17 protein-coding genes are annotated in these 21,321 nt (G+C 40.5%); 10 read left to right on the forward strand and 7 right to left on the reverse strand.

What is annotated here, in order from left to right; genetic code table 11:
- Positions 1-109: 109 nt before the first annotated feature.
- Positions 110-496, reverse strand: a complete 387-nt coding sequence (locus J4N24_RS22270) for a response regulator (RefSeq protein ID WP_207535964.1) — start codon at positions 494-496, stop codon at positions 110-112.
- Between the two features lie 240 nt (positions 497-736).
- On the opposite strand from J4N24_RS22270, the gene J4N24_RS22275 reads away from it, so the two are divergent.
- Entirely contained in the window at positions 737-1,126 is a 390-nt protein-coding gene (locus J4N24_RS22275) for a response regulator (RefSeq protein ID WP_207535965.1), read from the forward strand.
- A gap of 54 nt (positions 1,127-1,180) precedes the next feature.
- Here J4N24_RS22275 and J4N24_RS22280 read toward each other — a convergent pair whose 3' ends face one another.
- Positions 1,181-1,540: a response regulator transcription factor gene (locus tag J4N24_RS22280; protein WP_207535966.1), complete on the reverse strand. Its 360-nt coding sequence runs from the start codon at positions 1,538-1,540 to the stop codon at positions 1,181-1,183.
- 191 nt (positions 1,541-1,731) lie between these two features.
- Between J4N24_RS22280 and J4N24_RS22285 the strand changes: the two genes are divergently transcribed.
- The 6 genes from J4N24_RS22285 to J4N24_RS22310 all read left to right on the forward strand — a co-directional run bounded on the left by J4N24_RS22285 (position 1,732) and on the right by J4N24_RS22310 (position 12,477).
- Positions 1,732-4,758 (forward strand): PAS domain-containing protein, encoded by a 3,027-nt coding sequence (locus J4N24_RS22285; RefSeq protein WP_207535967.1) that lies wholly within the window; start codon positions 1,732-1,734, stop codon positions 4,756-4,758.
- A gap of 97 nt (positions 4,759-4,855) precedes the next feature.
- Positions 4,856-5,848, forward strand: a complete 993-nt coding sequence (locus J4N24_RS22290) for a hypothetical protein (protein WP_207535968.1) — start codon at positions 4,856-4,858, stop codon at positions 5,846-5,848.
- An 86-nt stretch (positions 5,849-5,934) separates the two neighbouring features.
- Positions 5,935-6,660, forward strand: a complete 726-nt coding sequence (locus J4N24_RS22295) for a 3-keto-disaccharide hydrolase (RefSeq protein WP_207535969.1) — start codon at positions 5,935-5,937, stop codon at positions 6,658-6,660.
- Between the two features lie 162 nt (positions 6,661-6,822).
- Complete coding sequence (gene fucP, locus J4N24_RS22300) at positions 6,823-8,103, forward strand: L-fucose:H+ symporter permease (protein WP_207535970.1); 1,281 nt, start codon at positions 6,823-6,825, stop codon at positions 8,101-8,103.
- Between the two features lie 252 nt (positions 8,104-8,355).
- Positions 8,356-9,777 carry a glycoside hydrolase family 125 protein gene (locus J4N24_RS22305; protein WP_207535971.1) on the forward strand — a complete coding sequence of 474 codons (1,422 nt, stop codon included), beginning with the start codon at positions 8,356-8,358 and terminating at the stop codon, positions 9,775-9,777.
- A gap of 210 nt (positions 9,778-9,987) precedes the next feature.
- Positions 9,988-12,477, forward strand: coding sequence for a penicillin-binding protein 1A (locus J4N24_RS22310; protein ID WP_207535972.1), 2,490 nt, complete (start codon positions 9,988-9,990; stop codon positions 12,475-12,477).
- A gap of 72 nt (positions 12,478-12,549) precedes the next feature.
- On the opposite strand, the gene J4N24_RS22315 is transcribed toward J4N24_RS22310, so the two are convergent.
- Together J4N24_RS22315 and J4N24_RS22320 are read right to left on the reverse strand one after the other, a co-directional pair.
- On the reverse strand, positions 12,550-14,931 hold the full coding sequence (locus J4N24_RS22315; protein WP_207535973.1) for a TonB-dependent receptor: 2,382 nt from the start codon (positions 14,929-14,931) through the stop codon (positions 12,550-12,552).
- Positions 14,928-16,082 carry a PepSY-associated TM helix domain-containing protein gene (locus J4N24_RS22320; RefSeq protein ID WP_207535974.1) on the reverse strand — a complete coding sequence of 385 codons (1,155 nt, stop codon included), beginning with the start codon at positions 16,080-16,082 and terminating at the stop codon, positions 14,928-14,930. Before J4N24_RS22320 ends, J4N24_RS22315 begins: the two co-directional genes overlap by 4 nt.
- Before the next feature lie 178 nt (positions 16,083-16,260).
- Here J4N24_RS22320 and J4N24_RS22325 point away from each other — a divergent pair, with 178 nt between their 5' ends.
- Positions 16,261-17,184, forward strand: coding sequence for a ketopantoate reductase family protein (locus J4N24_RS22325; RefSeq protein ID WP_207535975.1), 924 nt, complete (start codon positions 16,261-16,263; stop codon positions 17,182-17,184).
- Positions 17,185-17,197: 13 nt separating this feature from the next.
- Here J4N24_RS22325 and J4N24_RS22330 read toward each other — a convergent pair whose 3' ends face one another.
- The 3 genes from J4N24_RS22330 to J4N24_RS22340 form a co-directional block, all read right to left on the reverse strand.
- Positions 17,198-17,452 carry a hypothetical protein gene (locus tag J4N24_RS22330; RefSeq protein WP_207535976.1) on the reverse strand — a complete coding sequence of 85 codons (255 nt, stop codon included), beginning with the start codon at positions 17,450-17,452 and terminating at the stop codon, positions 17,198-17,200.
- An 86-nt stretch (positions 17,453-17,538) separates the two neighbouring features.
- Positions 17,539-18,048: a hypothetical protein gene (locus J4N24_RS22335; RefSeq protein ID WP_207535977.1), complete on the reverse strand. Its 510-nt coding sequence runs from the start codon at positions 18,046-18,048 to the stop codon at positions 17,539-17,541.
- A gap of 244 nt (positions 18,049-18,292) precedes the next feature.
- Complete coding sequence (locus J4N24_RS22340) at positions 18,293-18,754, reverse strand: Lrp/AsnC family transcriptional regulator (RefSeq protein WP_207535978.1); 462 nt, start codon at positions 18,752-18,754, stop codon at positions 18,293-18,295.
- A gap of 180 nt (positions 18,755-18,934) precedes the next feature.
- Between J4N24_RS22340 and J4N24_RS22345 the strand changes: the two genes are divergently transcribed.
- Together J4N24_RS22345 and serC are read left to right on the forward strand one after the other, a co-directional pair.
- Positions 18,935-19,999, forward strand: coding sequence for a PLP-dependent cysteine synthase family protein (locus J4N24_RS22345; RefSeq protein WP_207535979.1), 1,065 nt, complete (start codon positions 18,935-18,937; stop codon positions 19,997-19,999).
- Positions 20,000-20,180: 181 nt separating this feature from the next.
- Positions 20,181-21,287 (forward strand): 3-phosphoserine/phosphohydroxythreonine transaminase, encoded by a 1,107-nt coding sequence (serC, locus tag J4N24_RS22350; RefSeq protein WP_242691773.1) that lies wholly within the window; start codon positions 20,181-20,183, stop codon positions 21,285-21,287.
- The last annotated feature ends 34 nt before the right edge of the window (positions 21,288-21,321 follow it).

The following is a 21,321-nucleotide window of genomic DNA, read 5'->3' on the forward strand; positions in this document are numbered from 1 at the left end:
ACTCCCTTTTTTGTTACGATATGTTCTTTAATCCTGTACCGGAGATTCAAGGAAGTTTAGGAATATCGATTTGTCCGGTGGATTAAAAAAGCCAGCATTTTTCAAATGCTTAAGCAGCAGGTGATTGTGCCCCATCCTCCGCTAAAAAAATTTTGATCAGGTCCAGTAGTTCGTTCACCTCAAAAGGCTTTCTTAAAATTCCATTCGCCCCGTACTCTTTAATGGCTGTTTCGATCCTCTCATGAGAAGAAACAATCATTATGGGAATGCCTGCGCTCTTTGATTCAGACTTTATTTTCCTGCAGACATCCAATCCGTCATGACTCCCCATTTGAATATCCAGCATTATAAGATCGGGAAGAAATTGATGAATGTCTTCCTCAATATTCTCAGGAGACAGGGCTGTATATAATTCATACCCCTCTATAGTAAGGATCAGTATCAGAGTATCTAATATATCCTCGTTATCGTCAACTATAAGTATCCGTTTAGACACAGGTCTTTTATTCGCTAATTCAAATTAATTTGGGAGGCAAACATAGCAATTCTTTAAGGAAGTACGCAGTTTGTGAGTTGTAATAAATCCCGGCCTGATTTTTTCTTTAAGACACTGCTTTAGTTTTAGCAGATCTTTGTAATTCCAATCGAATTAAGCATTGCTAAAAATAAATTTCAAAAATTTAACAAATGGGCAGGTTTTTGCGGGAAATACTTGGTCTTACATAATTATTTAAGAATGGGAAAGTTAATACTATCGGTAGACGACGATAGGGATATTTTAGATTGTCTGGAACTGATTTTACCAGCAGAAGGCTATTCTGTGGTAACTTCAGTTGATCCTGAAAACATTAGAGCAGATATAGCAGAATATAACCCTGACCTTATTCTGCTGGATATCCAGATGGGAGCCTACAATGGTCTTGAGATCTGCAAGGAATTGAAGTCACTGGATGACATTCGAGATATTCCTATACTCATTCTATCCTCTGATGACAGAATTTTTGAAGCCGTTGGTAAATATCACGCAGACGGGATAATAAGTAAACCATTCGACATTAGTGGATTAATTGCCGCGATAGACAACTTTCTCGCTGCTAAAATAATCTCATTGCCCCGTGCCTCCTGAATTTCGAAGAAATAAAAGAAAAACTAGTTTTAAAAAGAAAACATTGTCTTATGATTAGGCCACAAGTTGATTTTTAACACTTGAAATTAGGTCATTTAAATCAAAAGGTTTAGATATTACATCGTCAGCACATACTTTTGCAAGTGCTTCTTTAACCTGATTATTTGTTGAGAGTACAATGATTGGAATATCCCGACTGATCTTTGAACTCTTAAGGCTTTTACAAAATTCAGCTTCTTCAAAATAGGGACTAATAACGTCGAGAAGAATGGCATTAGGTTTTCGTTTTTCGAGAAGCCCACGTAGTTCCTGAACGGTTTTTACACCTTCAACAACAAAACCTTCCTCGTGCAAAATCAGCGATATAATAGAAAGAATATCACTGTCCTTTTCCAGAACAAAAATTCGTTTCATAGTAGTAGATAGATCTGGTAGTGTACGGAGATTCAGAGACCGGGTTACAGAAATTTAATAATAATTCTATTATCTAACAATGAACACTTTCGAAGGATCGCCATGCGACTAAAACTTAACGTCTTTATTTTGGTATTTAAGTAGAACAAATGATTCCGTATCCTTGTACTGCGGCTATTTGAAAAACTTACATGTCTTCTAACAATATCGATTTTACACATCCTGAAGAACTTTTGATTTTTGAATCTCTTCCCGGTAACTTCCTTTTATTATCACCCGATCTTGAAATCATTGGGGCCAGTAACAATTATCTGGAAACGACTGGTAAAGAAAGGGAAGTAATTACGGGAAAGTATCTTTTTGACGTTTTCCCTATATCCCCAGAGTGGCTGCAGGGCCAGGATGGGGGAATCCGCGATTCTTTAGAGGAGGTGATAAGTAGCCGTAAAGAGCATCACATCGAATCAATGCGTTTTGACGTTCCCTCAAAAGATGGACAAAGTACTGAAGAACGATATTGGAAAACAACCAATAAGCCAGTACTGGGAAAAAATGGTGCCATCCGGTATATCATCCATCATACCGAGGATATAACCCAAGAGGTCCTTAATGAAAGGTATTTGCAGGAGGCGCTTAAAACTGAGCGAAAAGCTACAGCAAAAGCAAGTATGCTAAGTGTACAGATAGAGCGTTTATTTCATGATATACCTGCTCAGATGGCAATTCTTAGTGGAGATGATCTGGTTTATACTTATGTGAATCCACAATATCAGCAGGAGCTCTTCCCTGGTCGAGAGGTGCTGGGCTTACCCTTATTGGCTGCTCTGCCGGAGATCTTTGGTCAGGCCATCTGGCATATTTTGCAGAAGGTCTACCAAACAGGAGAACCGCACATAGAAGCGGAGATGATGGTTCATCTGGCGGCTCATAAAGGAGGAGCCGTTGAAGAACACTATTTCAACACCGTTTATCATCCAATGAGGAACGAAAGGGGAGAAATTGATGGGCTGCTCAGTTTTAAGTATGAGATAACCCAACACGTGGCAGCAAGGAAGAAATTGGAAGTTAGTGAAGCCCGTTTGCTGGAGGCTCATTTGGATTTAAAGGAGTCTTATGAAGAATTACAGGCCATTCATGAGGAACTCCAAGTATCGAATGAAGAGTTAAAGGCTACTAATGAGGAATTGAAAACGGCCCAGGAAAGTTTAAGCAGTTTGAACGCGGAATTGGAAGGAAGAATAGGAGAGCGCACAAAACAACTTACGGATAGCCTTGAAGAACAGCAGGCACTGAATGAGGAACTGGCTGCTACAAATGAAGAATTGAATGAAACGCAACTGGTACTTAAGAAGATACTTAATGGCTTGAGAGAAAGTGAGCAACGCTTCAGAAACCTTGTTCGAGATATAAAGGTTGGAATTGTTCTCTTGATGGGTGAGGAAATGGAAGTTGCGATAGTGAATGAAAGTTACGGGCGTCTTATTGGTCGCCCGGTAGAAGAACTGGAAGGCGAACTTCTTTTTGATGTTATACCTGAAGCAGAAAAAGATTTTCGCCCGATCATTGATCAGGTCCGTTTATCTGGCCAACCTTTATATTTAAATGATCATCCCTATTTTGTTTTTAAAGACGGGCAAACAATTAATGGCTTTCTTGACCTTGTATATCAGCCTTACCTAGAACCTGATGGTAGTGTTAGCGGCGTAATGGTGGTTTGTCAGGACGTTACTGAGCAGGTTACTGCACGACGGAAATTAATAGAAAGTGAAGAACGCTTTCGATTTATGCTTAACGCCATTCCCCAGCAAGTTTGGACAGCGAGCCCTGAGGGCGCATTAAATTATGTGAACCAGGTGGTCACCGATGACTTCGGGTATAACGGGGAAGAAATTGTAGGTTATGGATGGCAAAAGTTTATTCATCCTGAAGATCTTCAAAGCTGTTTGAAGGCCTGGAATCTGGCTTTATCAGGCGGAAAAGAGTATGAAACCGAATTTCGCCTGCTTATGAAAGATGGAGAGTATGTTTGGCATATAGCCCGCGCCTTGCCTTTCTTCCAGGATGGTCAGATTGTACAATGGCTGGGCACAAACACCAACATTCAGCTTCAGAAAAATAACGAACAGAAGAAAGATGAGTTTATGTCTATTGCCAGCCACGAATTAAAGACTCCTTTAACAAGTATTAAGGCTTTCAATCAGATCATGCAGCGAATGGAAGCTCCAGAACGCTTGAAAGTTTTTATAGGTAAATCGGCTGATCACATTTATAGGTTGGAAAAACTTATCAACGACTTGCTGGATGTTACAAAGATTTCTGCAGGAAAGATGGAGTACGACATGAAACTATTTGATTTTACAGCTATGCTTACTGATGCAGTGGAAAGTGTGCAGTTGAAAAGCGAGAAACATCAGATACTTCTTCGTTACTCAAAGCGTGTTAATTATACAGGAGACAGGTTACGTCTCGAACAGGTGATCAACAATTTTCTCAGTAATGCTATCAAGTATTCACCCGATGCGACAGAGGTTATAATCAATTGCCAGGTTGAAGAAAATAGTATAATTGTGTCGATTCGTGATTTTGGGATAGGTATCGATAAAGCCCATCTCGATAAGTTATTTGATCGCTTCTATCGTGTAGATAATACTGCTATGCGCTTTGAAGGCTTAGGTCTTGGTTTATTTATTTCTTCAGAAATATTAAAGAGACATCAGGGCTCATTCTGGATTGAAAGTGAACTTGGCCAAGGAACCACTTTTTATTTCCGTCTGCCTTTAGAGGAGCAAAAAGCCGAGATTGTTGTAGCCAATGACGATCTATACTATCATGATAGTTCAATTACTATCATGTATAATGATGAGGCAAAGAGGTTGGATGTCGACTGGACCGGCTTCCAGGATTTTGACAGTGTTCAAGCCGGTTGTTTAAAAATACTTCGAATACTGAAACATCATAAGGTAAGCAAGGTACTTAATGATAATACACATGTTATGGGGACCTGGTCTGAAGCAGCTGAATGGGTAGGTAAGGAGTGGTTTCCCATGATGGAAGAAGCTGGTCTCTGTTATTTTGCCTGGGTTTATTCTCCCAGTGCTTTCAGCAAGCTCTCGGCAGATAAAAGTGTTGAAGTAAAACTTGACGGTGTTATAACTCGCTTTTTTAACGATATACATGCTGCCAATAAATGGCTCAATTCTATTGCCGAAAAATTTTAATAATATAAAAACTCAAATTTAGTGTTCAGGTTATTAGGATAGCGACCGGAGTAATGACCGTAGGGCTGGGATTTGAGAAAACGAAAATAGAGGTATAATGAGATTTCTTTTAACTAAGGTATTGCTGATGCTCAGCCTACTTAGTTTTTCACAACAACAAATAACAACAGCTTCTATAAGCCACTATGTAAATTCTGAGCTTTACCTCAAAGGTGGGATTGTGACTTATCTTGGTGATAAGGCTGGGAATCCCTTGCCCGGAGGTAAGTTTGTAACGATTTATAATAGCAGTGGTAAACCTGTATTTTATAGTCCAATAGGCGGCGGGCGGTCCTTGAAAGAGTTGAAGCCTGGTCAGAAGGTGGTTGTGCCGGTAAAAAACGAAGCTCAGGCGAAGGCAGTTAAACTCTTAATGAAGTATTCTCCAGATGAAAGCAATTTTTCAAAACGGGTACCTTCATTAAGTAAAATGAACGCTGAGACGGAACGTAATCTGAAAAGCCCGACCCAGAATAAGGCGGTGCCTAATAACAGTATTCGTGCTGCAATAGAGACAAAACCCGTTGCTGCTCCTGTTTTTAAAACGACAATTACAAAGGCAGGTTTAGCGAAACATTCCCGGACAGGAAAATTAAATGCGAGTTCGGGAAAGACACCGGTAAGGGTATTGCCGCCATCGAAAGCAGCTGCTACTTCAGGCCCGTTTAATTGTCTGTATGCTCCTCAGCCTGCCTATTATACATTCTATTTCCTTAAGACGGGTAATGAAATCTTATTCTCCGATCCTTTCGGAGTAAGCTTTTACAGCGATGAAGATACGGCCAATCAGTTGCTGGACGAAGTTTTAAGCTGTATTGAGGAGAGGCTAAAGAAAAAATTTGATGAGAAGAAATTTGAAAGATTGTTGATCGACCCGGATAACGGACTAGAGTTGGGAGTAATGCATTTACAGCATACCTCAATGGGAGCATCAGAAATACGGGCCAGATATCCCTACACAACTTCAAAAGACCTGGCCTCAAAAGAACTCACTCGATGGATACAACTGGAAAGGAAGAACCATAAAGGGTTGATCTTCGTCAGGATTTAATCCGTGTATTTCAATGATACGAATGAACTAAAAGTTGAGAGTGATAGTGCCTGCATATTTTTTATATTAGGGGCCAACTAACTTTTATGAAAGTACTATTATTCTCATTGCTGGCGCTAACTTCTGCGCAACCTGGGGATCAAGACAATTTTGATACCCCTACCCCCCAAAGAATTAGCGAAAAGAAAGACAGCTGGAAACCATTATTTGACGGCAAGACAACCAAAGGATGGCATTCTTATGGAAGACCAGAAGCGGGAAAGGCCTGGAAAGCGGATAATGGAATACTTCATCTTGATGCCTCAAGCAAAACTGCTGGTGCAGAAGGGGGCGATCTGTTAACTGACGAAGAGTATGGTGACTTTCACCTTAAAGTAGATTGGAAAATAGCCGCTAAGGGCAATAGTGGGATCATCTTTTATGTGAAAGAAGATCCAAAGAACTACCCGAATACTTTTAATACTGGTCCGGAGATGCAGGTTCTGGACAATGAGGGGCATCCTGATGCTAAGATCCATAAACATCGTGCCGGCGACCTGTACGATCTTATTCCTTCCAGCAAAGAAACGGTGAAACCCGTAGGTGAGTGGAACAAAGCTGAGATCATTAGCAAAGGTGGTAAGCTGGAATTTTATCTGAACGGTACCAAAGTGGTTAGCACAACCCTTTGGGACGAAAAATGGAATGGTATGATTGCTGGAAGTAAGTTTGCGTCCATGCCGGGCTTCGGAACTTTCAAGTCCGGGAAGATCGCGCTGCAGGATCATGGCGATGAGGTATGGTACAGAAATATTATGATCAGACGGCTTTAATAGGGCCTTGCTTTTACCAATTTCTTCATGTTGATTAAAAGGAAATTATATTCATAAGACATAAAAGAGAAAAATAATTTCTCTTGCTAAAACGTTTTACATTATTATTTTTGCTTCAAATATGTATCTTAGTAAATCAGTTATAAACCCAATAATCAGAAAATGCAATTAACAGAAACAGAAGGAGCCTTACAACAGAAGGTAGGCCATTCTAGCGAGAAAGCTAAGTTCACCGAAAAGAGATTTTTAACCATACTGGTTTTTGTTACTTCCCTGTTTTTATGCTGGGGTGTGGCAATAACTATGGGAGATGTATTAAATAAGCATTTTCAGAATACATTGAGCCTAAGTCGCTCTCAATCTGCATTTGTTCAGTTTGCAATCTTTGGTGCATATTTCGTAATGGGAATTCCAGCCGGTCTATTCATGAAGAGATTTGGCTATAAAAACGGGGTATTGTTAGGATTGTCTTTATTTGCATTAGGTGCATTCCTATTTGTTCCAGCGGCAAATACTGCTTCATTTACGTTCTTTGGTATTGCCTTATTTATTTTAGGCTGTGGCTTATCTACCCTTGAAACTGTAGCGCATCCTTTTGTTGCTGCACTAGGGGATCAGCGTACCAGTGATCAGCGTATAAATTTTGCACAGTCATTTAATGCATTAGGCGCGATCGTAGGTCCTGCGATCGGCTCTTATTTCCTATTTAAAAACCATGTTCCGGGAAGTACTGATCTAAGTTCTGTTAAATTACTTTATATCATCATTGGAAGTGTTATTGCTGCAATAGCAATTTGCTTCGCTTTCGTTAAAGTTCCTACGCTTACAGATCCACACGCTGAAGTTATTGCGGATGAGGAAGCAGTTAACGTAGATGCTGCACCTGGCAAAACGCTTTTCCAGCATACACACTTTGTTTGGGCGGTCGCTGCTCAATTCTTTAATGTTGCTGCTCAGGCAGGCACCTGGGCCTTTTTTATTAATTATGGAGAAGAAGTAATGGGTTTCCCTGAAGCGAAAGCTGCTAAATACATGATGCTATTTATGGCCATGATGCTTAGCGGACGTTTTATTGGAACTTTCCTTATGCGGGTTATCAAGCCAAGTAGCTTACTTGCGGCTTTTGCAGCTGCAAATATCCTGATGTGTATCATTATTGCTCAAGGATTAGGATGGCCGTCATTCATTGCCTTATTGGCCCTTAACTTTTTCTTTAGTATTATGTTCCCTACTATTTTTAGCCTTGGATTAAAAAATCTGGGAAGTCATACTCAGCAGGGATCTTCATTCCTTTCAATGGGGGTAGTAGGAGGAGCTTTATTTCCCTTCCTTATGGGTAAACTAGCGGATAATATTGGAGTTGCTCATTCTTATTATTTACCGATCATCTGTTATCTCGTTATCTTTCTATTTGGTTTCAAGTTCTATAAAGTAAAACACTAAGATACGCTAACAACCTTTGGTAAATCCTGGTGATGGAAGATGCCTCAGGTAGTTGATTGTTGGTTTGCAACAAATAAAAGAACAATGAGGAACTGTCAGCAATAAACTTAGTTGACGGTTCCTTTAACCTAAAATTATAAACCTAAGATTTAGCATGAAAAGCAATAAATTATGTTTGTTTGCTAAATCATTTTAGTAACATGTTTTTCAGCCTTTATCAAGCTAATATTAAACACACCAAACGATATTAATATGAAAAGAAGAGAATTTCTAAGAAATACGGGAGTATTAGGTACAGCATATTTCCTCAGTACAAATTTTTCATTTGCTGCGGCTCCGGCAGCTTTTCCTGAAGTTCGTGTACCCTTAGCCAATAGGAACTTTAGCAGCAAAGCAATTGAAGCAGCGATCGCTAAATTTAAAAAGGAGGTTAAGCAACCAGAACTTGGATGGTTGTTTGAGAATTGTTTTCCAAACACCCTGGACACTACTGTAACCTATTCCTTAAAAAATAACCGTCCTGATACTTATGTTATTACCGGTGATATTGACGCCATGTGGTTAAGAGATAGTTCTGCTCAGGTATGGCCTTATTTGCCTTTTATGGAGAAAGATAAAGCTTTGAAAAACATGATTGCGGGTGTGATTAACCGCCAGAGTCAGTGTATTATTAAAGATCCTTATGCAAATGCTTTTTATAATGATCCTGCCAAGCAAGGTGAGTGGAAGGACGATATTACTAAAATGCAGCCCGGAATTCATGAACGTAAGTGGGAGATAGATTCTCTTTGTTACCCCATTCGCCTGGCTTATCATTACTGGAAGCACACAGGTGATGTTTCTCCCTTTGATGAAAGCTGGCAAAAAGCTGTGAAATTGACCTTTCAAACATTTAAAGAACAACAGCGAAAAGAGAATGATGGTCCGTACTCGTTCCAGCGTAAAACTGCCTGGGCTACCGATGGAGTCCCCATGAATGGCTTCGGCTATCCCGTTAAACCTGTTGGGTTGATATGCTCTGCCTTCCGGCCTAGTGATGATGCGACAGTGTACTCCTTCTTGATCCCTTCCAACTTTTTTGCGGTGGCAAGTTTAAAACAGGCATCCGAAATGATGTCTGCTATTGCAAAGGATAGTGAAACCTCTGCTCAGCTCAGTGCGCTGGCAAATGAGGTAGAACAAGCATTGAAAGAACATGCAGTAGTTGAACATAAGGTTTTTGGGAAAATATACGCTTATGAGGTCAACGGTCTTGGCAGCTATAATTTGATGGACGACGCGAATGTACCAAGTCTTCTGGCAATGCCATATCTTGGTTCTGTCCCTAAAAATGATCCGGTTTATATTAATACCAGGAAATTTGTATTGTCTGAATATAATCCATTCTTTTTCAAAGGGACAGCTGCTGAAGGAATAGGCGGACCTCATATTGGAAAAGATATGGTTTGGCCGATGAGTATTATCATGCGGGCTCTAACAAGTGATAACGAAGCCGAGATTAAATCATGTATCGCCACACTAAGAAAGTCGCACGGGGATACGGGATTTATGCACGAGTCTTTTCACAAGAATGATCCTAAGAACTTTACACGTAAGTGGTTCGCCTGGGCGAATACTTTATTCGGCGAGTTGCTTTGGAGAACTTATCAGGAAAAACCTGCCTTACTAGCTTAGTAGAAGTAAACAGCTTTAAATACTATAAATAGCCTTCCTTAAATGGCTGAATTCTCGCTCAGCCTGATACTATAAATTGATAATTGGTTATAAAGAGTGCGCACAACGCACTCTTTTTTTATACCGTTTTTAAGGGGCTGCAATATTATTCTTCTGCCTGTAATCAATTTAGCATTAATATTGTCTGATATTTGTGCTTATATGTTCTATATGCTGAAAAGTTTAAAAACTCGGCTGTTCTCAATATTTCTAAAAACACCTGCAGAACCTTCAAAATCCAGCAGCTGGTTAACCTGGCTAAGGAAAGGTCTTCTATACTTCCTGTTGTTTTTCTTTGTTCTATGGCTGTTTATATACATTGGAGTTTTTGGAGCTATTCCATCGAAAGAGGCTTTGCTTGAAAGGAGACACGAGAAACCCTCCGAAGTGTATTCTTCCGATGGCGTGCTGCTAGGCCGTTACTTTATTACCGATAAAAAGGAGATAAGCTACGATCAAATCTCAGCACATGTAATCTCTGCGCTTTTAGCTACTGAAGATGTCCGGTTTTACGAACATAGTGGCATTGATACCCGTAGTATGTTCAGAGTTCTGATAAAAAGTCTGCTTCTACAGCAATCAAGTGCCGGAGGAGGAAGTACTATTACACAACAACTTGCAAAAGGCCTGTATCCGAGACGTGACTACTGGTTGCTGGAAACACCAATTAACAAGATCAGGGAGATGATCATCGCTAAAAGACTTGAGGCGGTGTATTCCAAGCAGGAAATTCTTGAACTATACCTTAATTCTGTTCACATGGGTGGTAACATCTATGGTATAGAGCAAGGTTCGAGGGCTTATTTCAATAAGCCGGCGAGTAGACTAAAATTAGCAGAGGCTGCTGTTTTGGTAGGAATGTTAAAGGCAAGTACAAGGTATAACCCAGCAAGAAATCTGGAGAAATCTAAAGAGCGAAGAAATGTAGTACTGGCACAAATGGCGAAGTATGGATTTATTACTAGTCAAAAAGCAGAGGAACTTCAAGACCTTCCACTAAGATTAAGAAAGGGCAAGACGGACCTCAGCAATGGTACTATGGCGTTCTACTTTCGGGAGATGATAAAAAAAGGTCTGCTCACCTGGTGCGAGGAACATGAGAAAAGCGGAGGCGAGAACTACAATCTTTACCGGGATGGTTTAAGGATCTATACTACCATAAACAGCAAAGCGCAGCGTGCGGCCGAGAGCGCTGTAAAGAAAAGAATGTACGCTCTTCAGAGTCTGTTTAACCGGCATTGGTCAGGACGGGGCCTGTGGACTGAAAACAGATCGATCATTGAAAACGAGATTAAGCGAACAAGAAGATATAAGTTGATGAGCGAGGCAGGAATCAGCGAAGATGAAATTCAGCGCAGCTTTGCCACACCTGTTCCCATGAAGATCGTTAACCCTTATTCGGGAAGTGTGATGCAGCGGACTTTAAGTCCGACCGACTCCATAAAGTATTATCAGAAGTTTTTGAACACCGGACTGGTAGCTATGGAACCCGAGACCGGGTACGTTAAAGCCTGGGTGGGGGGGATCAATTTCAAAGTTTTCAAATATGATCATGTACTAAGCAAACGGCAGGTCGGTTCAACATTCAAACCTATCTTATATGCTGCAGCTCTTGATGATGGCATGGAACCTTGCCAGACCTTTGAGAATAAACAGGTTTCTTACGGCGACTGGACGCCAAAAAATGCTGATGATCAGTACGGTGGAAAGATGACAATGGTCCAGGCCCTTGCTCATTCCGTTAATACGATTTCCGCTCAGATCATTGATGAGGTAGGTGTTAGAAAAACAGTTAACCTTGCTGAAGATCTGGGAATTACATCAGAGCTTCCACGAGTGCAATCTCTCGCCTTAGGTACAGCAGAGATACCGCTTTTAGAGATGGTAACAGCTTACGCATCCATGGCTAATCAGGGAAAACGCACTAAGCCAGTGTTTATTACAAAGATCGTAGATCAGGAAGGCAATGTAGTGGATGAACATGTACCAGAAGCCCAGGATCAGGCGCTCGACCCGGTTCATGCTCAAACTATCATTGAAATGATGAAGGTGGTTGTAAACGAGGGAAGTGCAAGAAGGTTAAGAGGGCAATACGGGCTGGAGATGGATATTGCCGGCAAAACAGGAACAACACAAAATCAATCCGATGGATGGTTCATCGGTATTATTCCGGGACTGGTTACTGGAGTGTGGGTTGGCGGAGAGAATCCTGCTATACGGTTCAGGACACTGGAACTAGGTCAGGGATCCAGCACTGCTCTTCCTATATTTGGTAGCTTCATGAATTCTCTGGTTCGTAACAGGGGAGGCTATAAATATCATTACGCTCATTTTTCGGAGCCATCTGCAGAAGTTAAGAGTAAAATTACCTGTGTCGATTCTGAGTCTGCTCCTCAGGATGAGTATCATGTAAGCTTCCCTGAGCAGGTAGGGGAGGTGATAGAAACTGCAATCGAAGACTTCAAAACCAAAGATGAAAACGGGAATGCCGACAAAAAAATGGATGAGTTTTTGAAGAAGAGGGAAGAGGACGCAAAAAAACTAGCTGAACGTTATCGTGAAACAGAAAAGAAAGTCCAGGATATGATCCGGAACGAGCTGGAACAGGGGCACAAAAAAGATCAGAAAGCTAAAGAAAAAGATAAGAAGCAGCAAGAATAAGAGTAGTGGAGCTATAAAATAGAAAGGGGAAAGACAGGAATCTTTCCCCTTTTTTGATGCTGTTCCGGGAGATTAGAACCTGTAACGAAGCTCTGCCAGAAAATATCTGCTTTTCTGCGGCATTCCTGTCGAATTCCAGTATTGTGCATCGCCTATATTGTTCGCCTTCAGACCCAGGCGATATTTGCCATAGTTGTAAAACACAGTGGCGTTAACAAGGGTGTATGAAGGATTGGTGAACAGGTTAGCACTGTCAAACCAGGAATCGTCTACATAATTTCCTCCCGCGCCAAAACCGATGCCACTTAGTTTTCCTCGCAATAGGGAGTAACTTAACCAGAGGTTGGCAACATTGCGGGGACTAGAAGTGAGGTTCTTTCCAGTGAGGGCCGGAGATGCTTTTGTATATTTGTTCTCATTGTAAGCATAGCCTGCAATCACGTTAAAGCCTTCGAATGGATTTGCTGTTACATCGAATTCAAAACCTTTGCTGTTTTGTGTTCCATCCTGAACTGTGATCACCTGGTTTGCTGCACCGCCGCCAGGAGATACACTCTCCGTACGGGTTGAGTTCGTTACCTTGATATCGTAGTAGCTGGCCGAACCACTGATCCGGTTATTCATAAAGGCGAATTTAACACCCCCTTCCAACTGATTACCATACTGCGGCTTCAAACCTGTTAGATCCGAGTTAACTTGCTGTTGGGCGGGAGCAAGGTAATTGAACCCATTCATGTAGTTAACAAATAAGGATAGTTTCTCTTTAAGAGGCTGGTAGACTAATCCCAGCTTTGGAGACAAAGCGGTTTTATCAAAGCCTCCGGTGTATTTTCCTGTTGACGGAGAGAAGTTGCCTTCTGTCTTATAATATTCGCCGCGTAGGCTAAGCATAGCCATCAAAGCGGGGGTAATATTAAAAACATCACTCACGTAAGCAGAATAGTTGTTGCTTGTAAAGGAAGAGGCCGACCAACCAGTAAGGGATAAAGCGTTAACCCGGTCGATGTTGAAATCAGGGATAGCCTGATTGATATCTACTTCATCGTATTTAAAGGTTACACGATTTAAAGTGTTATAAGTTCTGTTATAATCCAGGCCAGCTACAATTCTGTTCCTGAAACTACCGAGGTTGAAGTCGCCAATAAAGTTTTGCTGAAGCTGAACATTGCCGAAGTTTTCAGGTGTTTGATTTCTAACTGTACGGTTAATCTTAGTATCACTTAAGATAGCAAATGTTCCCCAAAGCAAACGGTCGTAATAACCTTCCGAGAATAAGAACTTAGTTTGTGATTTCCATTGATCAGAGATCTTGTACTCCGCTTCTGCTCCGATCTCATTCACACCCACTTTAGAGTCTACATTGTCATCTCCCAAAAAAAGATCGTAAGGTATCGGTGATTCAGCGAAGCTTCTATAACTGATAGCATTAAGGTTTGCTGGCAAGGAGTAAGAAACAGTTGTATAATTAGTTCTTGTAATGTCTCCTTCAAAAAGTAGTTTCAATCTGTGGTTTACCTGAAGCGAGAAAGAGGGGGCAAATACAAAGTTCCTGCTAAACCCTTCGCTTTGGAATGATCCTTCGTTCTGGCCTGCAATATTTACTCGCAATAGTTGGGTACCTTCTTTGTTAAGAACGGTATTTACATCTGCTGCTACTCTTGCAAACCCATAATTACCTCCGGTCAGACTTAACTCTACTGCATTCTGAGCAAAAGGCCTCTTGGTTACGTAATTGTATACGCCTCCGAAAGTGGTGTTACGACCGGTACCAAATAAAGTACCTGAAGGGCCGCGCATCACTTCAACTCTTTCAAGTATAGCAGGATTCATCGGGTAAATTGCATTTGTGTTAAGACCGTTACGCATACCGTTAGTATTCAAAAAGCCTCTCTGACTTATTCCCTGCGAGCCGCCTGCTGAAAAGTTAGGAACTGCGCCGGGAATGTTAAGATATAGTTCGGTGCGATCTACCACGATCTGTTCTTTCATCAAAGCATTAGTCACTACGTTATAAACCTGCGCATTTTCCAGGTTTTTCAATGGCATCCTGGAAGGAGATTCAGATTCCCGTTGAATTACCTTTTTAGATGTGCGTCCGTTTACAACCACTTCTGTAAGATGTTGTTGATTTTCGGCCAGGTTGAAGTTTGCTACGGAAGTCTCCCCCTTATTGACGGTCACTTCCTGTGATCTGCTTTCGAAACCTACGTACGATGCTGTAATAGTGTAAGTACCAACTGGAATGTTCTTCATTGAATATGAGCCATTCTCATCTGCTACGGTTTTTCTTAATCCCTTAATGGTGATGATTGCAAAGTCTACCGGACTACCATCCTGGGCCTTAACATTGCCACTGATATTTCCGTTACCTTGTTTTGTCTGAGCATTTAGGGTGGGGTATCCAATAAATAATAGAAGGAAAATGAAGAGCGAGAGCTTACTGGAGATACTCATGATAGTACTGATTTTTCTGAGATTGTATGTTGATTGTTGGATTGTTCTTTCTTTTTAGATTTCTTTTTATAAAGCCACATGATCACCCCTGTAATAGGAAGGGAAGCAGCTATAAGGGAAGCGAGGAACGCAAAGATTTTACCTGGCCAACTAAACGCAGCCCCGGTATGCAGGTCGAAATTCATATACTGAACCTGGTTTAAAGCTGGCGACTGCCTGAAACTCTTCCCCTGGTAAAGTGCTTCTCCGCTAAACTGGTCGAACTTAGTAACCTGGCGATCATAGAAATTATCATCGCTTGCATATGCAGAAACGGTTACCGTACCTTCAGGCTTTGCAGGTATGTTGTAGTAATAGAAGACAGCTGAGGGATTAGCTTTCTTAGCCTTGCCTAAAATATAATCAGGAATATTTGCTAAAGTCCGTGTGTTGGTAGTATCGCTGGCCACCTCCGGAGTTTTCACCGTACTTAGTTCAAAAGACATCATAAGGCCGGTAAGTGCAATAACGAGCAGGAACAGGAAGGCATAAAAACCGGAGACATTATGAAGATCATAATTGATCCTTCTGAATTTAGCCTCCCATTTTATAGTAAAGCTAATTCGTATTTGCTTTTTTGTCCAGTGCTTTGGCCACCATAAAACTAATCCCGAAATGAGCAGGATTACAAAACCAATTACTGAGCATCTTACTACCATATGCCCTACTGCTTTCCCCATCAGAAGGTTCATGTGGAGACTTAACAAAATTCCTATAAATGAATTTTTGGCGTCTTCTGTGTAGATTATTTTAGCGGTATATGGATTTACGTAAACGCGGTAGTAGTATACATAGTAATTCCAGTGTCCGAAAGCTTTCGGGTCCATTTTCAAAGCTCTGAATTCATAAGCTCTTCCCGGAAGATTGTAAATTTTGGCCCTGGTTATCTTGTACTGGGAGCCTAGTGACTGCTGCGCAGTTTGGAGAAGCCTTCCAAAAGCTTGTTTAGGTTGATTTTTTTCAGCTACAAAGTATCTTTCTTTGTAGAGCTGCTCTTTGATATCGTCAGCAAAAACATACAAACAGCCGGTAATTCCTAAAATAAATACCACTAACCCGGTAGTTAATCCTAGCCATAGATGGGCAATGCGTACAGTCCTCCTAATCTTCATCGCTGCAAATATATATTATTTAGACTTAATTTAAATAGTATTATTATCTCAGTGTTTGTTAGTTTTAATTGTAACGAAAGTTAAACTGGAAAAAGGTTGATAAGTATCTGGCATTCCTAAGAGATAACTAACTTCGCGGAGCGTAATAACTATTACAATTCAGATCTTGTTATAAACCATGAAATATTTAGTGATCGGAGCCGGTGGCACTGGCGGCCTTATTGGGGGATACTTAGCTAAGAAGGATCTGGACGTTACTATAATAGCAAGAGGGCAGCATTTGCTTGCCATGAAGGAGAAAGGTTTGACTATAAAAACTTATGGTCATCCACCTGTGACTCTTAGGAACTTAAAATCAGTAGCTGAGGACGAACTGGAAGATCGAAGCTTTGATGTGATATTTGTTACAGTAAAAGCTTACAGCCTTGATGAAGTTATGGGAATTATAGAACAAACTTCTCATTCAGGAACCTTAATTATCCCTATCCTAAATTCTCTGGGTGCGGGTACCTATTTGCGCGAAAACCTTAGTGGACTTCAAATTTTTGATGGTTGTATTTACATCACAGGTTATATTTCTGCACTGGGTGAGGTGAGTCAGAATAATACAATTTTCAGGATTGTGTATGGACTTAATAGCCCCGAGGTAAGTAACAGCAAAGTGAGATTACAGATGGAAGCCGATCTTAAAAGCTGCGGTATCTCGGTACGATACAGCACCGCTATTACAGCCGAAATATTTCGCAAGCTCAGTTTTACCTCTGCCTTTGCTGCTGTCGCTGCCTGTTATGACAAGCAAGCTGCTGATCTGCAGGTGCCTGGTGTATATCGAAATTTGCTTGAATCGCTACTGGAAGAACTCTATCAAATTTCTGTAGCCGCTAAATTTGACTTTAGCAGGTCTCAAATTATCGATAATAATCTGAGCATTTTAGACAGCTTATCTCCAGATTTCACAGCTTCCATTCAGAAAGATATGAAACAGGGAAAACCGGATGAACGAGAACAATTAATCTTTGATATCGTGCGGCTCGCGGGGAGGAATAATACTGATGTTCCAAATTATTTAAGGATAGCAAATCATTTCGGGTATGCCTCATAATCTGCATTTTTTTTTAATCCAAAAGCCGCATGACGATTTCAAAGTTTTGTCTCTTCTGAATTTTTTCTTCTAATTGCTGAAGTACACTTTCAAGTCGTTCTATTGCTTCCAAAGCATTCGTTGGAACAACCTCAAAGGTCATGATTGCATCTAATAATGCCCGTACTTTAGTGGCATATGAGAATAGTCTATTGTCTTCATAGGTGCTTACTTGTTTGGCTGCCATTTCAAACAGCCTAATCTTTTCTTCTATTAAAAGATCATCCATGCCTTATAAACCTTGTCGAACCTTTTTTGTGTGGATTAGAAAAGAGCTTTTAAATATCTTTACAAAAATTGTAACGTAATTGCAGCCTACCAGTATTCAAGAAAATCAACTTTTCCTTCGTAATGAACTTTAGTTATCGCTCCCTTGTATTCGAATTCTCCATCAATTGAATATGTGTCCTTCATTTCTTTTACTTCGATAAATGCCTCCTTTATGTCGTCTTCAAAAGAGCTTATTTGCTCTTTAGCATTCTTCTCTCCGTATTGCAAAGACAAAGCATGAAAGCGGTTTAATTCCAGGGCATTAGAGGCTAAGGTCTTGTATCGATAGGTTCCTGCGGGCAAGGCTTTTCCCTGTAGCAATAGAAGGTCGATTTGTATGCTATTGTTTTCCTCCCTGTCTGTAAGCCAAATGGTAGAAGTATACTGCTGGTCCTGCTTATCAAAGCTTAAATCGGCATTCTGTAGACGATAGTATTTATTATTCCTTAATATATAGCTATCATAAGGAGCCTTTTCAGGTTCAATTTCTTTGTCCTTCTTACAACTGGAAAAAATGACTATTAAAATGAATAAGGAGAAAAGGGCTCGTATCATGTTTCGAATTTAAACACTCTACGTTAAATAACAATAAATTGTAACAGGCCTTTATGTTGAATAGTTGATGGATTCAGGAGGTAAAAGTGAAGCCAGCGAAAACGATTAAGTAGAAATTTTTTTAGACCAGCGCTTAAGGATATGAAAAGATAGTATATTTGCTGTACAAATAATTGTGATAAGGTTTAGGTTAGCCCGTGGTCCCATACTGCGGGTTTTTTCATTTTTGGCGCGGTTCACCTATTTATAAAGGGTATGCAGTATCACTTTTAGTCTCGGCCAATACAAAAAAGCTTTGAACTGTATTTATATTTGGTAGCATCGCCAGCTTATTCCTGTAAAAGTCGGTGTACTCGTTCATGTCTGAACATGCAACTCTAAGTATAAAGTCAAAGGCCCCTGACATTTGAAAACACTCCATCACTTCCGGGAATTTTACCACCTCTTTTTCAAATTCTTTAAGGGTAGCTGTTGTATGGTCGCTTAGGTGGACTTGACTAAAGGCAATAAGACCTTTGTTAACCTTTTTTCGATCCAGAATGGCTACTATTTTAGTTATGTAGCCTTGATCTTTTAATTTCCTGATCCTTTCATGGATCGTAGCAATTGATTTATGGAGTTTAAACGAAATCTCCTTGTTTGTAAGTGAAGCGTCTGCTTGTAATAACTTCAATATTTCAGTATCCGTGCGGTCTAAGCCATTCATTTGTCTATGGGGAAGAATAATAGTTGAAAAAAATAAAGATCTGTGAATAATGTGTCAGCTAAAATCGTAAAAAAAATGAATTAGTTAAATCAATTCCAGAAAATTTATGAGAATTCTTTAAATGATTGTATGATTTGATGGGCATTCCGACCTTTATGCTGATAAAATAAGGTACTGTAAATGAATTATTATTCGGCATTGGAAGTAGATTTGAAGGAGAGATTTGATAATCTCTGGAACCTGGTGGGCAACACACCCATGATCGAGATTTCATATACTTATAAAGGAAAACCTGGAAAGATATATGCAAAATGCGAGCACTATAACCTGACAGGCAGTGTTAAAGACCGGATGGCTCTTTACATTCTATACAATGCCTACAAAGAGAAAAAGATCCAACCTGGTGATGTAATCATTGAAGCAACCAGCGGAAATACCGGAATAGCATTTGCTGCACTTGGAAGAACCCTGGGACACGATGTAAAAATAATAATGCCGAACTGGTTAAGCCGTGAAAGGATAGATATTATAAAAAGCCTTGGTGCAGATGTAATTCTGGTAAGTAAAGAAGAGGGTGGTTTTTTAGGTAGTATAGCATTAAGCGAAAAAATGGCTGCTCAAGGCGGTGTCTTCCTTCCATGTCAGTTCGAGAACGGTTCCAATGCCTCAGCTCATCGCTTAACAACCGGTCCTGAAATATCAACCCAATTGCAAAATATAGGTTTAAGCTGCGATGCATTTGTGGCAGGAGTGGGTACCGGAGGGACGGTGATGGGAACTGGAGCATACTTAAAAACAGTGAATCCCGCTGTTAAGGTTCATCCTCTTGAGCCAGCCGAATCACCAACTTTGTCTACGGGTTTTAAAGTTGGAACCCATCGAATACAAGGGATATCAGACGAATTTATTCCCGCAATTCTAAAAATGGATGAGCTGGATTCGGTTGTTCAAGCCAATGACGGCGATGCGATAATCATGGCCCAGAAGCTCTCGCAGCAGTTGGGTCTGGCGGTAGGTATCTCATCAGGTGCAAATGTTATTGGTGCCATAAAATTGCAGGAGCAAATGGGAGTTGGATCGGTCGTTGTCACTATCCTTAGTGATAGCAATAAGAAGTATCTCAGTACAGATCTCGTGCGAGAGGAACCTGTCAAAGAGGAATATATTTCTACAAATACAGACTTCAAAAATTACCGGTCAATTCGTCGCCTGGAGAATCCGGCCTTCCTGAGTGAGTTGAACTAGCTGCCTTAAAGAGGTTAGCATTACTTGAAGATGCCTGTATAATTGTGCATCACTTTGGAGCTACTATACCAAACTACAGAAATCCGGCTCCCGATATTTGCCTTACGCTCGTTCTTTTTAGATTATGATCAGCCCATACCTCCGGTATGGGATTTTTTTTAAAACAACACCATCAATTTTCTTGGAAAATATCTTAAAACATAACTTCTCCGCTGGTCCAAGCATTCTTCCTCCTGAGGTGCTGGAAGGGGCCCGCCACGCAATTGGAAACTGGCAGGATCAGGGACTTTCAATCCTTGAAGTATCACATCGTACGCCTGAATTCAGGAAAGTAGTAGACGAAGTGGAAGAACTTCTCAGAGAGTTAATGAATATTCCTTCCGGATATAGTATACTTTTTATCCAAGGAGGAGCTAGTACACAATTTTCCATGATCCCATTTAATTTCATGGGAAGAACCGGTAAAGCTGCTTATCTGGATGCAGGTTTTTTTTCTAAAAGAGCTATAGTTGAAGCTAGTCATTTTGGATTGGTAGATGTAGTAGCAAGTTCAGCAGATTCAAATTATACCTTTATACCCTCTGATTATAAAGTCGATCCATCTTGTTCTTATTTTCATTGTACTTCAAATAACACCATCGAGGGGAGCCAGATGCACTCCTTTCCTTCGAGTCCTGTACCGCTTATTTGCGATATGTCATCAGATATTCTGAGTCGCACAATTGATATTTCTCAATTCGATTTGATCTATGCCGGCGCACAGAAAAATATGGGACCAGCAGGAGTTACGGTTGTTATTGTGAAGGATGACTTGTTGAACAATATTAATAATAAGGTACCGGCAATGTGGGACTACAGGATTTTTCGCGAGTGCCATTCGCTCTATAACACTCCACCAGTATTTTCATTGTACGTAATGCTGTTAAACCTGCGGTGGATCAAAAAGCAGGGAGGTGTTAAGGAAATGGAAAGCCGCAATAAGATCAAAGCAGATATATTGTATAAGGAAATAGATTCAAATCCGCTATTTCAAAATGCTATAGTAAAAGAAGACCGCTCCTTGATGAATGTCAGCTTCTCCATCAATAAGTCTGAACTTGAAAACGCCTTTTATGAATTTGCCCAGAAGGAAGGAATGGTAGGACTCAGAGCGCCCTTCGGTAACAGCTTCAGAGCTTCCCTTTATAATGCCTTACCTATCAGTTCTGTGCAGGCACTGGTAAATACGATGAAGGAATTCACCATATCAATGGATTTTCAGACGAGTTTGAATACATGTTACTTGTAAGCTTCAATTGGTCAATTTATATTGATGAAATTAG

This window comes from Desertivirga arenae, assembly GCF_017355785.1.
Lineage (GTDB): Bacteria > Bacteroidota > Bacteroidia > Sphingobacteriales > Sphingobacteriaceae > Desertivirga > Desertivirga arenae.

Coding starts and splice junctions, on each gene's coding strand:
- J4N24_RS22345 (WP_207535979.1), top strand. CDS start 18,935: ATGAATTATTATTCGGCATTGGAAGTAGATTTGAAGGAGAGATTTGAT.
- J4N24_RS22310 (WP_207535972.1), top strand. CDS start 9,988: ATGCTGAAAAGTTTAAAAACTCGGCTGTTCTCAATATTTCTAAAAACA.
- J4N24_RS22330 (WP_207535976.1), bottom strand. CDS start 17,452: ATGGATGATCTTTTAATAGAAGAAAAGATTAGGCTGTTTGAAATGGCA.
- J4N24_RS22295 (WP_207535969.1), top strand. CDS start 5,935: ATGAAAGTACTATTATTCTCATTGCTGGCGCTAACTTCTGCGCAACCT.
- J4N24_RS22290 (WP_207535968.1), top strand. CDS start 4,856: ATGAGATTTCTTTTAACTAAGGTATTGCTGATGCTCAGCCTACTTAGT.
- J4N24_RS22320 (WP_207535974.1), bottom strand. CDS start 16,082: ATGAAGATTAGGAGGACTGTACGCATTGCCCATCTATGGCTAGGATTA.
- J4N24_RS22325 (WP_207535975.1), top strand. CDS start 16,261: ATGAAATATTTAGTGATCGGAGCCGGTGGCACTGGCGGCCTTATTGGG.
- J4N24_RS22280 (WP_207535966.1), bottom strand. CDS start 1,540: ATGAAACGAATTTTTGTTCTGGAAAAGGACAGTGATATTCTTTCTATT.
- J4N24_RS22305 (WP_207535971.1), top strand. CDS start 8,356: ATGAAAAGAAGAGAATTTCTAAGAAATACGGGAGTATTAGGTACAGCA.
- J4N24_RS22275 (WP_207535965.1), top strand. CDS start 737: ATGGGAAAGTTAATACTATCGGTAGACGACGATAGGGATATTTTAGAT.
- J4N24_RS22285 (WP_207535967.1), top strand. CDS start 1,732: ATGTCTTCTAACAATATCGATTTTACACATCCTGAAGAACTTTTGATT.
- fucP (WP_207535970.1), top strand. CDS start 6,823: ATGCAATTAACAGAAACAGAAGGAGCCTTACAACAGAAGGTAGGCCAT.
- J4N24_RS22315 (WP_207535973.1), bottom strand. CDS start 14,931: ATGAGTATCTCCAGTAAGCTCTCGCTCTTCATTTTCCTTCTATTATTT.
- J4N24_RS22335 (WP_207535977.1), bottom strand. CDS start 18,048: ATGATACGAGCCCTTTTCTCCTTATTCATTTTAATAGTCATTTTTTCC.
- J4N24_RS22340 (WP_207535978.1), bottom strand. CDS start 18,754: ATGAATGGCTTAGACCGCACGGATACTGAAATATTGAAGTTATTACAA.